Origin of the sequence: Nocardiopsis endophytica (assembly GCF_027706725.1) — a bacterium.
Taxonomy (GTDB): domain Bacteria; phylum Actinomycetota; class Actinomycetes; order Streptosporangiales; family Streptosporangiaceae; genus Nocardiopsis_A; species Nocardiopsis_A endophytica.
In genome coordinates this window covers 37,994-51,591 of the sequence record NZ_JAQFWQ010000022.1, presented here as the reverse complement: position 1 = coordinate 51,591, position 13,598 = coordinate 37,994, and the positions used below count along the sequence as shown (strand labels likewise).

General features: G+C 72.8%; 14 protein-coding genes. 5 read left to right on the top strand and 9 right to left on the bottom strand.

The annotated features are described in order from the left end of the window. Window positions 1–8: 8 nt before the first annotated feature. Window positions 9–1,031, top strand: a complete 1,023-nt coding sequence (locus O4J56_RS10150) for an extracellular catalytic domain type 1 short-chain-length polyhydroxyalkanoate depolymerase (RefSeq protein ID WP_270685436.1) — start codon at window positions 9–11, stop codon at window positions 1,029–1,031. 35 nt (window positions 1,032–1,066) lie between these two features. Here O4J56_RS10150 and O4J56_RS10145 read toward each other — a convergent pair whose 3' ends face one another. The 4 genes from O4J56_RS10145 to O4J56_RS10130 are packed head-to-tail and all read right to left on the bottom strand — an operon-like array spanning window position 1,067 to window position 5,171. After that, window positions 1,067–2,059: a tetratricopeptide repeat protein gene (locus O4J56_RS10145; protein ID WP_270685434.1), complete on the bottom strand. Its 993-nt coding sequence runs from the start codon at window positions 2,057–2,059 to the stop codon at window positions 1,067–1,069. A gap of 39 nt (window positions 2,060–2,098) precedes the next feature. Continuing rightward, window positions 2,099–2,413, bottom strand: a complete 315-nt coding sequence (locus O4J56_RS10140; RefSeq protein ID WP_270685432.1) for an AtuA-related protein — start codon at window positions 2,411–2,413, stop codon at window positions 2,099–2,101. Next, window positions 2,413–3,780, bottom strand: coding sequence for an acyclic terpene utilization AtuA family protein (locus tag O4J56_RS10135; protein WP_270685431.1), 1,368 nt, complete (start codon window positions 3,778–3,780; stop codon window positions 2,413–2,415). Before O4J56_RS10135 ends, O4J56_RS10140 begins: the two co-directional genes overlap by 1 nt. Before the next feature lie 26 nt (window positions 3,781–3,806). Then, entirely contained in the window at window positions 3,807–5,171 is a 1,365-nt protein-coding gene (locus tag O4J56_RS10130) for a CitMHS family transporter (RefSeq protein WP_270685430.1), read from the bottom strand. Window positions 5,172–5,302: 131 nt separating this feature from the next. Between O4J56_RS10130 and O4J56_RS10125 the strand changes: the two genes are divergently transcribed. After that, window positions 5,303–6,223 carry a LysR family transcriptional regulator gene (locus O4J56_RS10125; protein WP_270685429.1) on the top strand — a complete coding sequence of 307 codons (921 nt, stop codon included), beginning with the start codon at window positions 5,303–5,305 and terminating at the stop codon, window positions 6,221–6,223. 43 nt (window positions 6,224–6,266) lie between these two features. Here the strand turns inward: O4J56_RS10125 and O4J56_RS10120 are convergent, their stop codons facing one another. Together O4J56_RS10120 and O4J56_RS10115 are read right to left on the bottom strand one after the other, a co-directional pair. Continuing rightward, on the bottom strand, window positions 6,267–6,485 hold the full coding sequence (locus O4J56_RS10120) for a hypothetical protein (protein ID WP_270685428.1): 219 nt from the start codon (window positions 6,483–6,485) through the stop codon (window positions 6,267–6,269). Window positions 6,486–6,548: 63 nt separating this feature from the next. After that, window positions 6,549–7,253 (bottom strand): hypothetical protein, encoded by a 705-nt coding sequence (locus O4J56_RS10115; RefSeq protein WP_270685426.1) that lies wholly within the window; start codon window positions 7,251–7,253, stop codon window positions 6,549–6,551. A gap of 355 nt (window positions 7,254–7,608) precedes the next feature. Here O4J56_RS10115 and O4J56_RS10110 point away from each other — a divergent pair, with 355 nt between their 5' ends. Beyond that, window positions 7,609–8,574: a 4-hydroxy-3-methylbut-2-enyl diphosphate reductase gene (locus O4J56_RS10110; RefSeq protein WP_270685425.1), complete on the top strand. Its 966-nt coding sequence runs from the start codon at window positions 7,609–7,611 to the stop codon at window positions 8,572–8,574. Window positions 8,575–8,737: 163 nt separating this feature from the next. On the opposite strand, the gene O4J56_RS10105 is transcribed toward O4J56_RS10110, so the two are convergent. From O4J56_RS10105 to O4J56_RS10095, 3 genes are all read right to left on the bottom strand, one after another. Beyond that, window positions 8,738–9,055, bottom strand: coding sequence for a hypothetical protein (locus tag O4J56_RS10105; RefSeq protein ID WP_270685424.1), 318 nt, complete (start codon window positions 9,053–9,055; stop codon window positions 8,738–8,740). Window positions 9,056–9,192: 137 nt separating this feature from the next. Further along, complete coding sequence (locus O4J56_RS10100; RefSeq protein ID WP_270685421.1) at window positions 9,193–9,708, bottom strand: DUF4245 domain-containing protein; 516 nt, start codon at window positions 9,706–9,708, stop codon at window positions 9,193–9,195. A 119-nt stretch (window positions 9,709–9,827) separates the two neighbouring features. Next, complete coding sequence (locus tag O4J56_RS10095; RefSeq protein ID WP_270685420.1) at window positions 9,828–10,469, bottom strand: TetR/AcrR family transcriptional regulator; 642 nt, start codon at window positions 10,467–10,469, stop codon at window positions 9,828–9,830. Window positions 10,470–10,596: 127 nt separating this feature from the next. Between O4J56_RS10095 and glpX the strand changes: the two genes are divergently transcribed. Beyond that, window positions 10,597–11,625 carry a class II fructose-bisphosphatase gene (gene glpX / locus O4J56_RS10090; RefSeq protein ID WP_270685418.1) on the top strand — a complete coding sequence of 343 codons (1,029 nt, stop codon included), beginning with the start codon at window positions 10,597–10,599 and terminating at the stop codon, window positions 11,623–11,625. Window positions 11,626–11,934: 309 nt separating this feature from the next. Continuing rightward, a complete protein-coding gene (locus O4J56_RS10085; RefSeq protein ID WP_270685417.1) occupies window positions 11,935–13,437 on the top strand; it encodes a hypothetical protein in 1,503 nt (500 codons plus the stop codon). The last annotated feature ends 161 nt before the right edge of the window (window positions 13,438–13,598 follow it).

The window sequence follows — 13,598 nt, the reverse complement described above, 5'->3', positions numbered from 1 at the left end:
ATGAGGAGATGACATCCCCCTTCCGTCGAACCGCGCGCCGAGCCGTTTCCTGGACCGTGTCCCGGGCGGCGCGCCTCTTCGCCGCCGCCGTGGCCGCCGGTGTCGGAGCGGCCCTGCTCACCACTGCCCCCGCACAGGCGGCACCGCCCCTGGAGAAGGTCAGCGGGTTCACCAACCCCGGTGCCCTGGACATGTACGTGCACCGCCCCGCCGACCTGCCCGACGGCGCCCCCGTCATCGTCGCCCTGCACGGGTGCACGCAGACCGCCCAGGAGTACGCGGACCACTCCGGGCTGGTCGAACTCGCCGACGAACAGGGCCTTCTCTTGGTCTTCGCCGAGCAGCGCACCGCCAACAACTTCAACCGGTGCTTCAACTGGTTCCAGGGCGCCGACATCGCCCGCGGCCAGGGGGAGGTCGCGTCCATCCGGAACATGGCCGCCCACGCCGTGTCCGAGTTCGGCGGCGACGCCGGCAGGGTGTACGCGACCGGACTGTCCGCCGGGGGCGCGATGACCACCGCGCTCCTCGCGGCCTATCCGGACGCGTTCCAGGCGGGCGGGGTGATGGCCGGGCTCCCGTACAAGTGCGCGACCAGCATGATCGATGCCTTCACCTGTATGAACCCGGGCAAGGACAAGTCCCCGCAGGAGTGGGCGCGCCTCGCCGCCTCCGGGCACCCCTCCTGGGAGGGGCCGTGGCCGCGTGTGGCGGTGTGGCACGGCACCTCCGACTACACGGTCGTCGAGCGCAACGCCGACGAGCTACGGGACCAGTGGACCGCGGTGCACGGTCTCGGCCAGACTCCGGACCGCACGAGCACCCTGGAGCCGAACGGGACCCTGCGCGAGGAGTACCTCGCCTCCGACGGCACGGTGGCCGTCCAGGTCAACAGGGTCCCCGGGATGGGGCACGGCACGCCGGTCCGCCCCGGCGGCGGCCCGGAGGAGTGCGGCCAGAGCGGCCAGTACTTCCCGGACACCATCTGCTCCAGCCGCCACCTGCTCCGCTTCTTCGGCCTCCAGGGGTGAGCAGGGACGGCGGGCTCTGAGAGCGGACGCGCCCGCTACTCAGGACTCGCGAAGCACGTCCTGGTGTCGATCCGCACCGGGCGGCCCGCCGGGAGCGGGTTCTCGACCGCCTCGTCCAGCGGCAGACCCGACCGGTCGACGTGGTAGACCCCGTCCGTAGCCCGCCCCACCCGGGCCGTCAGGTCGTACTCGGCGACCGGGCGGCCCGGCCGGTGGACACGGAGGACGACCCCGCCCACCTCGTCGTCCTCCTCGTCCAGACCCCCATTCACGAAGTCGCCGTCCCCCAGCACAACATTGAGCACCCGGTCGAGATGGGCGCACGCCTCGGCCGCGGACGCGAACAGCACGAAGTCGTGGTCCGCGTTGTTGTTGTCCATCCAGTAGGGGACGCGGAGCAGGAAGAATCCGTGGCTCCCGTGGCTCTCCGGGGCGGTGTAGGGCCACTGGCCGTACATGCGCGCCTCGTCCCACGACCTGCGGTCGTGCGCGTCCAGGTCGTCGGGGAACGCGCCGAAGTGCTTCAGGCAGGAGAGCGCGCCGACCTCCCCCGGGTCGCGGCGGAGCGCCTCCCGGTACGCCTCCACCGCGCCCTCCTGATCGCCGACCCAGGTGAGGGCGTGGCCCAGGTGGAGCGGGACGAGCGCGTCCCCGGGGTCGACGTCCAGGGCGGCCCGCGCCGCCCGGACGGCCTCCTCCGCAAGGGGGCGGCTCACGCCCTCCGGGTCGTGCTCACTCAGCCCGTCGGGGAGCGTCCCGTCCTCGTCGTCGAAGTCGCACCCCACCGTCGCCCCGACACAGTGGCGCAGGGCGTAGGCCGCCGCTGTGGAGCGGAGGACGGCGAGGGTGCCCGAGGTCTCGGCGTCCTCCGGGTCGCTACTGCGCTCGGCTTCGTCGCAGAGCCGCCGCGCCTCGCCGAGCGGACCGAGGGCGCCGTCCTCCCACACGATGTGCCTGACCCAGAACTCGCACTCGCTGAGGGAACGGCTCGCCCGACGGAGGAGGGTGCTCACGCTCTCATCGCTCATGCCGCGGCACCCTAGTGGACCGCTCGGACACCGGGAGCATCACGGATCCAGCGGCACCTCCATCTCCAGGAGCGCCGAGCTCATGGACTTGCCGTGGGCGTCGAGTCGCAGGGACTCGGTGACCGTGTCCCCCGGCGCGCGCGGGCACACGAACAGCAGCGCGCCCACCCCGTCCATGCGGTGCCGAACCACCTCGCCCACGACGCGGTCGCCCAGGTGCCGACCGACCTCCTCAGGGGTCACCGCTTCGCACAGCACCGGGTAGAGCGCCGGGTCGTAGGGGATCAGCGACAGGGTCGTCACGTTGCCCTTGTCGCCCGCGCGCGAGTGGGCCACCTCGTAGAGCCGGACCATCAGCCCTCCTCCGCATCCATCGGGCGCTCCGTCGGGCGCTCCTCCGCGCGCGCTGCCACATGCACGACCCTGGTCTCCACAGCGTCCCGGGGAATGCCGGCCGAGAGCACGCCCACCACTTCCTCCACGCGGACCCGTACCCCGCCCCCGCCCGCAGGCCCGGAGGTGTAGAGCGCGTCGACCTCCTCGGCGACCGCCTCGGCCGCTTCGCGGTCCAGCGCGCGCCCGGCGACCCTCAGTCGGCACTCGTAGGGCTCGACCCCCTCCCCCGCCTGCGGGCCGTGCATCGCGTCCACGCCGACCACCTCCACGCGCAGGTCCGGCACCGCTCCGCCGAGGCGCTCCCGGACGACCTCTCCGGCCAGGCGCGCCCGCGCCACCGCGCCCCGGCCCGCGTAGCCGATCTCGCCCTCACCGCGGAAACCCGCCCTGTATCCCACGCTCACTTTGAGGGTGCCGGGCCGGGGCCGCCCCACGGCGCCGCGGACCTCAACACGGTCGGGCCCGACCCGGTCGGCGCGTACGGCGGTGAAGTCGGCCGCCACATCCGGTGTGAGGTAGGCCGAGGGGTCGGTGACCTCGTAGGCGAGCTGCTCGGCGACGGTGCGGGCGTCCACCACCCCTCCGGCGTCGGGCAGCTTGGTCACCACCGCGCTCCCGTCGGGGGCGACCTCCCCGAGCGGATAGCCGAGCCGTGCCAGGCCGGGGACCGTCTTGTAGGGCGGGTCGGCGAAGTACCCGCCGGTGAGCTGCCCGGCGCATTCGAGGAGGTGCCCGACCGCGGTGCCGCGCGCGAGGGTGTCCCAGTCGTCGTCGGCCCAGCCGAAGGCGTGCATCATCGGTGCGAGGAAGAGGGAGGGGTCCGCCGCCCTTCCGCACACCACCGCGCGCGCTCCCGTCTCCAGGGCAGGAAGCAGCGCCTCGGCGCCGATGTAGGCGTTGGCGGACACGATCTCCCCGTGCTCACCGAGCGGCTTGCCGTCCTCCCAGGCGGGCTGAGCGAGGTCGATCCGGTCGAGGACGTCGTCCCCCACGACCGCCGCGGCGTCCATGGGCGCGCCCGCCTCGGCCGACACCCTGGAGACGAGGCGCGCCGCCGCCTCGGGATCGGCCGCCCCGGCATTGGTGACCAGGCGCGTGCCCGTCCCGGCGAGCGGCCCCGCAAGCGCGCGCACGCGCTTGGCCAGCAGCGGGTCGGCCCCTCCCGCCGGGTCGCGCAGGCGGCGCGCCTGGGCGAGTGCGACCGTCCGCTCCCCCAGGCACTCCAGGGCCAGGTAGTCCAGGCGCCCGTCGCGGACCAGGTCGACCGCCGGAGCGATGCGGTCCCCGGCGAAGCCGGCGCCGCATCCGATCCGGATTCGGCTCATCGTCGTCCCCCCATCGAGTGGTTCCCTCAGCCGGTCCAGGCCGGCACGGCGCCCGTCAGCACGGCGGCGGCGAGCATGATCAGGCTGACGAGCCACGCCCACGGCAGCAGGAAGCGGATGTGCGCGCCGATGGGCACCTTCGCCAGCCCGGTCAGCAGGAAGAAGGACCCGGTGAGCGGGCTGATCGGGAACCCGACCGTCTCCTGCCCGACCAGGGACGCGCGCGCCAGCGCGTCCGGGTCCGCGCCGAAGCCCGCCCCCACGGCGTCGAGGACCGGCAGCACGGCGAAGTAGTAGGCGTCCGGTCCGAACAGCAGGCTCATCGGGACGCCGAGGACCCCGACGACGACCGGCAGCGCCGGGCCCGCGGCCTGCGGGACCGCCCCGGTGAGCGAGGAGGCCATCGCCTCGATCATGCCGCTCTCCTCCATGACGCCGAGGAACACCCCGGCGGCCAGGAGGGTGGAGGCCATGAGCACCGCGCCCTGGGCGTGGGCGTTGATGCGCTCGGTCTGTGCGCGCATGCCCGGGTAGTTGACCACCAGCGCGGCCACGAGGCCGATCATGAAGACCAGCTCGGACGAGAGCACGCCCCAGATCAGCACGCCGACGACGGCGGCGGTGATCACGGCGTTCACCCAGAACAGGCGGGGGCGGGCGTGCTCGGAGGCGGTGTGCCCGGGGCCTCCCGCGTCGGCGCCGTCCACTCCGTCCCCGCAGGCCGCTCCATCGTCACCGGCACCGTCCGCACCGGCGCCGCTCCCCGCCGGGACCGCCGCCAGGCGCCTGCGCTCGCGGCGCCCCAGGAGGTAGGCGACGGCGATCGCCGCGACGATCCCGACGGCCTGCGCAGGGATCAGGGGCGTCCACAGCTCGTTGGCCCCGGTGCCCACCGTGGTCGCGGCGCGGGCGGTGGGTCCGCCCCACGGGACCAGGTTCATCACGCCCGCGCCGAGCCCGGCCAGCGCCGCGAGCAGCAGGCGGCGCATGCCCAGCGCCTCGTAGAGCGGGAGCATCGCGGGGACCGTGATGAGGAAGGTCGTCGCCCCGGCGCCGTCCAGGTGGCAGGCCATGGCCAGGACGACCGTGGCGACGGCGATGGTGACCGGGTCGCGCCCGGCGAAGCGCAGGACGCGCTCCACGACGGGGTCGAACAGCCCGGCGTCGCGCATCACGCCGAAGAACAGGATGGCGAAGACGAACATCGCCACCGTTCCGACGACCCCGCCGACGCCGGCGGAGACGAACTCCGTGATCTCCCCGGGCCCGAAGCCCGCGAGCGCGGCGGCGGCCAGGGGCACGGAGACGAGCGCGACGACCGCGCTGACGCGGTTCGACAGCAGGAGGGCGAGCAGGACGGCGATCGTCGCGAACGCCAGTGCCGTGAGCATGCCAGGGCCTCCTCGACCGGGGGGAGACGTGCGCCGCCGGGGTGCGTGACGGCGATCACTTCCGATCATGGTGAGGGCGCCGGTCGTTGCCTGTCCAACATCAGAACCGGATGGATCTATGCTGTCGGGTCATGGATCTGACATTGCGGCAGCTCGCGGCGTTCGAGGCGGTGGCGCGGTGCGGCGGCTACACGGCGGCCGCGCGGGAGCTGCGGGTCTCGCAGTCGTCGCTGAGCCGGACGGTGCAGGAGGTCGAGCGGCTGATGCGGGTGCGCCTGTTCGAGCGCACCACCCGGTCGCTGCGGCGCACCTCCGAGGGCGACGCGCTGCTGGCCGCCGCCGAGCGGGTGCTCGGGACGCACCGCGCCGAGATGAACCGCCTCGACCGGGTGCTGCGCGGGGACGAGGGCACGGTCACCATTGCGACGCTGCCGTCGGTCGCCGCCGTCCTCCTGCCGCCGGTCATCGCCGGATTCCGCGAAAGGCACCCGGGCATCGGGGTGCGCGTCCTGGACGGGATGGCCCGGACGGCGCTGGACCGGGTCGCCTCGGGCACGGCCGACCTGGCGGTGACGGCGCTGGACCCGCGGCCCGTCGGATTCGCCGTCCGCCCTCTGGTGCGCGACGCCTTCTTCGCCGCGCTTCCGCCCGGACACGCGCTGGCCGCCCAGGAGCGGGTGACGTGGTCGCGCCTGGCGCAGGAGACGTTCATCGCCTTGGGGACCGACTCCAGCGTGCGGAGGCTGACCGACCGCGCCTTCGAGGAGGCGGGCGGCGCGCCCGCCACGGCGATCGAAGCGGGGAACGTGTCGACCGTCGGGGGCCTGGTGGCGGCCGGCCTGGGGGTGACCGCCCTGCCGTCACTGGTGCGCGTACTGATGGGGTTCGCCGACATCGCGCACAGGCCCGTGGAGGAACCGGTGTGGAGCCGGGAGATCGGTGTCGTGACGCCTCAAGGGCGGACTCCGTCGCCCGCGGCCGAGCGGTTCCTGGAACGCCTGGAGCAGGCCGACGTGACCGGCCTGCTCCCCGGCGGCGCCGAACGGGTGTGATACGGCCGGGACCCGGTCCTTTCCCGGTGTCCCGGCGCGGCGGTCACTTCTGCTTCAAGGTCCTGGCCCCCAGGAGGAACGCGCTGACAGGTACAGCCACGCCGAGTCCGATCATCAGGGGCGTCCGCCATTCGGGGACGGGGTCCTCGAACTTGACCAGCATGAGGAGGAGGAACAGGGCGCCGACCAGCACCATGTGGACATAGGGCAGGGCGACGCGGCCCTCGGAGACGCCGCCCTCAGGGCGGCCTTCCTCGGTCATATCCGGTTTCCAGGGTGGGGGGTACGAAGACTCGGCCGGGGCGCCGGGGCGGCACCACCGGGCCTACTGGTCCTCGCTCTGGAGCTTGGCGATGCGGTTGTCGTACATCTTGATGAACTCCGGGCGCTCCTGGTGGGCGACCTCGTAGGCGCGGAGCAGGCGGACCTCGTCGATGGTGAGCTTGCGCAGGCGCGCCCGGACGGACGGCAGGGTCACCTCGTCGTAGTTCGGGACGGGCAGGTCCTCGGCGGCGGGAGCGGAGTCCTTGCGGACCTTCTCCAGCACCTCGTCGCTGGCGACCTGGGTGTCGTCGGCGTTCGCGGACAGCTCCTCGGCGACGGCCTCCCGCTCCTCCGGCTCGACGAGGCGCTCGGGCTCACCGCCCTCCTCCTGCGCCGTCTCCGCCTTCTCCGCCGCCTCGGCCCCGGCGGTGTCCGCGGTCGCGCCGTCGGCGCCGGAACCGTCCGATTCGGCGGCGTCCGCCTTGGCGGGCTCCGTTTCGGCTTCGGCGGTCTCCTCGGACCGGCCGGCCTCTTCGCCCTTGGCGTCGTCCGTGGACGACCGGTCGCCGGCGGCATCTCCGGTCGCCGCGGCCGTCGCCGCAGCCCCGTCCGCCGCGGCGGGCTCGGCCGCCTGCTCGGGGGCCTCGGGCTTCTCCGGCTTCTCCGCGGAGACGGGGCCCGCCGCGGCGGGCCCACCCTTCTCCTTGCGTCCGAAGATGCCCTTCACCATGGTCACGAGCTTGCTGACGGTCGACGCGTTCGACATTGGACTGGGGCTCCTGCCGCTGTCGCAGTGCTATACGGGGGTGGCTGCTATCGGGGGTATAGGCGTATGGGGGTACGCAAGTCAACCAGGATAGGGCTGTAAGGGTCCCGTGGTGGCGGCCGTATTGGGTACGAATTCGCCATCTCGGGACGCAACCGATCGCTGACCGTTATCCCTTCTCCACCGCAGCCGTGCCGCACCGTGCCGCACTGTGTCGTGCCGCACGCGCCGTGCGGCGGCCGACGGGCCCGGCGTCGGTCGCGCATCGGCCCGCGCGGCGGTCGGACCGCGTCGGCTCTGTGGCGATGGCGACATCAGGACGCCCCGGTGGACCAGGGCCCCTAGGATGGGGTGCATGACTGCGACGAATCGCCGCCGTGTCCTGCTCGCCAACCCCCGCGGCTACTGCGCCGGGGTGGACCGCGCTGTCGTCACGGTCGAGAAGGCCCTTGAGCAGTACGGCGCGCCGATCTATGTGCGCAAGCAGATCGTGCACAACACCCATGTGGTGAGCACGCTGGAGAAGCGCGGCGCCATCTTCGTCGAGGAGACCGACGAGGTCCCCGAGGGCGCCATCGTCGTCTTCTCCGCGCACGGCGTCTCCCCCATGGTCCACGAGGAGGCCGACAAGCGGCGCCTCAAGACCATCGACGCGACCTGCCCCCTGGTGACCAAGGTGCACAAGGAGGCCAAGCGCTTCGCGTCGCAGGACCGCGACATCATCCTCATCGGCCACATCGGTCATGAGGAGGTCGAAGGCACCAGCGGCGAGGCGCCCGAGCACATCCAGATCGTGGAGAGCCCCGACCAGGTCGACCAGGTCGAGGTGCGCGACCCCGACAACGTCTCCTGGCTCTCGCAGACCACCCTCTCGGTGGACGAGACCAACCAGACCGTCGACGCGCTGCGCGAGAAGTTCCCGAACCTCCTGGACCCGCCCAGCGACGACATCTGCTACGCCACCTCCAACCGGCAGGACGCCGTGAAGTCGATGGCGCCCGAGTGCGACCTGGTGATCGTGGTCGGCTCGGACAACTCCTCCAACTCGGTGCGCCTGGTGGAGGTCGCCCTGGAGGCCGGGGCCTCGGCCGCCCACCTGATCGACAACGCCTCCCTGATGGACGAGGCGTGGCTGGAGGGCGTCGACACGGTCGGCGTCACCAGCGGCGCGTCGGTCCCCGACATCCTGGTGCGCGAGCTGCTCGACAAGCTCTCGGGCCACGGGTTCGACAACGTGGAGACGGTCAAGACCGCCGAGGAGAGCCTCACCTTCTCCCTGCCCAAGGAGCTGCGGCGCGACCTGCGCGCCGAGACCGTCTGAGCCGGCGGCGTACCGGGGCTCCTCGGAGCACTGAGCACGCCGAAAAGGGGCCCCGCCCCTCCTCGCGGGAGGGACGGCCCCTTTCGCGTTCAACGGGTCCGCGCCCTGAGAGGCTCGGCCGGACGCGTCGGTGGTCGCCGATGCGGTCGCGCGAGGGATCGCCTCAGCGCCCGCCCTCGGCCCCGTTCCTGAACGCGTCCTCGGCGGCGGCCGTGGGGTCCTGGGCGACGTCCTGCACGGCCTCCCCGGCGCCCTGCGCCTGGTCCGTGTACTCCTGCGCCTGCTCGCCCACGCCTGCCGCGGCGTCCTGGGCCTGCTCGGTCACGCCTCCCGCGGCGTCCTGCGCCTGGTCGGCGTAACCCTGTGCCTCCTCGGCGTACTGCTGCCCCTGTTCCTCCGCAGTTCCCTGCAGGGTGTCGACCGCGTCCTGGGCGGTGTCTCCGAAGAGGCCCTTCAGCCAGTCGAGAATGCCGTCCATCATGGTGTCCGCTCCGTGGCGGGCGCTGTGCGCCCTAGGGGTGTGACTGTCGCTGCGCCCCTACCCGCCCGATATAAGCGCAACGTGAAAGATGGACGACGCTCTGCCCGCACGGAGCCCGCAGGGAGCCCGCGCGGTGGTCAGCGCTCCTGAAGCGACGCGGCGAGCCGCTCCAGCTCCTCCTCGTCGGCGCTGCCGCTGACGACCAGGAACCCGCCGTCCTCGCCCTCGTGGACCAGGGCCCTGTCCCCATCGGAGTCGGCGCCGCGGCGCTCCCATTCGAGGCCGCCGGCCTCGACGGTGCCTTCGGCCGCGCCGCCCGCGGCCGCCTCGGCGGCCTCCGCGTCCCCGGTGATCAGGTACTCGGCGTGCATGTCCGACGGGGTGGCGAAGCCGACCGTCCACGTGGTGCCGCCGTCGGCGCCCATGTTCGTGCTCGTCGGCACCCACCCCTCCGGCAGGCCCTCGGGGGCGTACACCGGGAAGTCGGCCTCGCGCTCCATCGCCTCGGCCTGCGGCGCGTAGTCGACGCTGGGGATGTGCTCGACGGTGCGCCACTTGACCACCATCGCCATGAGGAGAAGGACCCCGACGAGAATGGCCATGGCCAGCACCATGGGACCCATGGTGGCCTGGGAGCGGTTGTACGTACTCATGATGCTTCCAGCTTGCCGCACCCTCGCGGGCGGCCCGCACCGGGTCGGGTGTGGTCCGCGCCCCTCTTCAGGCGCCCCGGCCGGTTCGGCGGCGCCGCCGCTCTCCCGTGCCCGGGTGCTCAGCCCTCGGCGCCGCGGCCCTCGGCACGGCGCCGCGGCCGCAGGTCGGAGAGGAGCTCGGTGACGTCGTCGGCCAGGCGGCGGGCGTCCTCGTCGGGGCGGTGCACCACCTCCGACACCGCGAGCAGCATCGCGCCGCTGACGACCATGAGCAGCGCCTCGTCCACCGGCTCGTCGGCCTTGCGGAACAGGGCCACGTTGCGGTCGGTCCACTCGCGCAGCCGCACCCGCAGCTGGGAGTCGAAGCCGGGCGGGCCGTCGCCGCTGAAGAACAGCCGGGTGGTGTCCCGCTCCTCGATGCAGCCGTCGAGGTAGGCGCGGGCGGCCGCGTACATCAGCCGTGTGGGGTCGGTCTCCCCCTCGGCCCGCGCGCGCGTCACCGCGGTGTGCGTGCGCTCCTGCTGGCGCTGCTGGAACTCCTCATACAGGGCGAGGAAGAGGTCGGCCTTGCCGCCGAAGTGGTGGTAGAGGCTGCCGACGCTCGCGCCCGCCTGCTGCACGACCTCGCTCACGCCCGCCTTGGAGAAGCCGACCGTGCGGAAGACGTGCGCCGCGGCCTCCAGAAGGGCGCTCCGTGTCGCCGCACCGCGCGCAGAGCCGCGTTCCGCCTTGCGCTCGGTTTCGGCCTTGTCGACTGTCACGTCCGCGTCCCGTCCTTATCCGTCGCCCGCCTCAGGATGAGGCTACGCCAGTTCAATAGAGTTGTTCCACGCCCGCGCGCGCGGGCCCCTTCTTCAGCAGCTCACGCCCCTTTCTGAGAGGCCATCCATGACCGAGTCCACGCCGCCTGCGCACAGTAGCGACACCGCCCCCGACCGCAACCTGGCCCTGGAACTGGTCCGGGTCACCGAGGCGGCGGCGCTGGCCGCCGCGCGGTGGGTCGGCCGGGGCGACAAGAACGGCGCCGACGGCGTGGCCGTGCACGGGATGCGCCACCTGATCAGCACCGTGTCCATGAAGGGCACCGTGGTGATCGGCGAGGGCGAGAAGGACAACGCCCCCATGCTCTACAACGGCGAGCGGGTCGGCGACGGCAGCGGGGCCGAGTGCGACGTCGCGGTCGACCCGATCGACGGCACGCGCCTGACGGCGATGGGCATGCCCAACGCGATCTCGGTGATCGCGGTCAGCCCGCGCGGGTCCATGTTCGACCCGTCGGCCGTGTTCTACATGGAGAAGCTGGCCGCGGGCCCCGAGGCGGCGAACGTGGTGGACATCACCGCGCCGGTGGCCGAGAACATCCGGGCCGTCGCGCGCGCGAAGGGCGGTACGCCGCAGGACGTCACCGTCGTGATCCTGGACCGGCCGCGCCACGAGGGCCTGGTGCGGGAGGTCCGCGAGGCCGGGGCTCGCATCAAGTTCATCACCGACGGCGACGTGGCCGGCGCCATCATGGCAGCCCGCCCCGGGACCGGCGCGGACCTGCTGCTGGGCATCGGCGGCACCCCGGAGGGGATCATCACCGCCTGCGCGATGAAGTGCCTGGGCGGCACCATCCAGGGGAGGCTGTGGCCCAAGGACGAGGAGGAGCGGCGCGCGGCCCTGGACGCCGGGCACGACCTGGACCGGGTGCTGACCACCGACGACCTGGTCTCCTCGGACGACGTGTTCTTCGCGGCCACCGGCATCACCGACGGCGAGCTGGTGGGCGGTGTGCGCTACGAGGCCGGAGGCGCCATGACGGACTCCCTGGTGATGCGGGGGCGCAGCGGCACCGTGCGGCAGGTGCACAGCGAGCACCGCATCTCCAAGCTCGCCACCTACAGCGGGGTGGACTTCGCCTCGGCGAGCTCCTGACCGACCTTCCAGCGGCGCCTCTGGTGGCCGGGTCCGGCCGGACCCGGCCACCAGAGGCGGACGTCCCCCGTCGCCGGGCCGAGGGGACCTGTGCGGATTGGTACGGTCTTACAGGCAAAAGCGCACTCCGGAGGTCCGATGTCCTACCCCGATCCCCCCGGCGGCCCCCAGTGGCAGCCGTCCGGGCCGCAGCAGCCCGGCCCCGCCGGGCCGCCCCCGATGGGTCCCGGGTATCCGCCCCAGGGCATGCCGCAGGGCCCACCTCAGGGCCCGCCCCCGGGCGGGGCGCCGCGGCGCAGCCGCGTGTGGATGATCCCCGTGGCCGCGGGGCTCGGCGTGCTCCTCATGGGGTCCGGGGTGTGGGCCGCGAACACGGTCGTCACGCGCCTGTTCGGCGGGCCGCAGCCGGACACGGTGCTTCCGGGTGACGCCGCCGGCTACTTCCAGGTCGACCTGAAGCCGTCCGGGGCCCAGCTCACCGACTACGCGAGCTTCGCGGGCAAGCTGCCCGACTCGGTCAAGGACGAGCTCGGCAGCGACGAGGACCCGGCCGCCGCCCTCTTCGACGAGATCCTGGAGTCGAGCGACAGCGACCTCAGCTACGAGGACGACATCGAGCCGTGGCTGGGCAAGCGCTTCGGCTTCGCCGCGATGGGCACCGGGGCCGACGAGGAGGGGCCCACCTTCGAGCCGGTCGTCGCGATCGCGGTCACCGACGAGGGCGCGGCCGATGAGGTCGTCGACGACCTCGCCAAGGACTTCTCCGGCTCCGAGGACGGCGCGGGCGAGGTCCGGGACGGCTTCATGTTCCTCACCGAGTCCACCGGGACCCTCGACGACGTCGAGAAGAAGGTCGAGGAGGAGGGCTCGCTTGCCGACAACGAGACCTACTCCTCCGACATGGCTGGCGTCTCCGACGACAGCCTGGCCGCCATGTGGTACGACCTGGGCAGCGCGTCGGACCTGATCCAGGAGGGGCTGTCGGGCGCGAGCGACCCCTTCAGCACCGGCTACGACGAGTACGGCGACTACGAGGACTACAGCGACTACGGCTCGGGCGGCAGCTCCTTCGAGGACATGGAGTTCGACGGCCGCATCGCCGCGGCCGTGTCGGTCGACGCCGACTACGCCGAGCTGCGCGCCGACCTGATCGACTTCCAGATGGGCGACTTCTCGCTCGGGGACTACACGACCGAGCAGACCGGGCTTTCGGAGATGGCCGAGCTGCCGGACGACACCATGATCGCCCTCGGCGGCAGCGGCCTGGACGAGCTGTCCGAGCAGTCGTGGAACGACATGGCCGGCGTCATGCCGGAGGAGTTCGACGAGGCCGAGTCGGCGCTGCAGGAGATGGGCATCTCCGTGCCCGAGGGCTTCACCGACCTGCTCGGCACGCAGACGGCACTGGGCATGAGCGGCCTGGACAGCGGCCTGTCGGACCCGTTCGAGGGCTTCGACAGCGGCTCGGTGCAGTACAGGGCCGCGGGAGCGGACGCCGGGCTGATCGAGGACCTGGTGGAGGAGGCCTCGCAGGGCTCCTACTCCTCGCCGCCCGGGGTGAACTCCGATGGGGACACGGTCGTGGTGTCCTCGGGGGCCACCGGGCAGGGGCGCCTGGGCGATGACCCGGTGTACAAGCAGGTCATGCAGGGCAACGAGAACGCGGTGTTCGGCATGTACATGGACCTGCGGCCGTTCGCCGAGTCCGAGGGCGAGTCGGACTCCGACCAGTGGGGGGCGGTCGGCTACGCCTCGTCCCTCGATGGGGAGCGGGCCACGACCAACATCCGGTGGGCGCCCAGCGGGGAGTGACGCCCGGCGTCCGGAAGAGCGCTGGAGGCCGCGCCTCGGAGTGATGACTCCGGGGCGCGGCCCTCTTCCGTTTCCAGGGGCCTGGGTCTTGGGGGCCGACGTCCTGAGGGCCGGGGCCCTGGCAGGCCGGGCGGCCCCGCCCCGTCCCGTCCTCGGTCCCG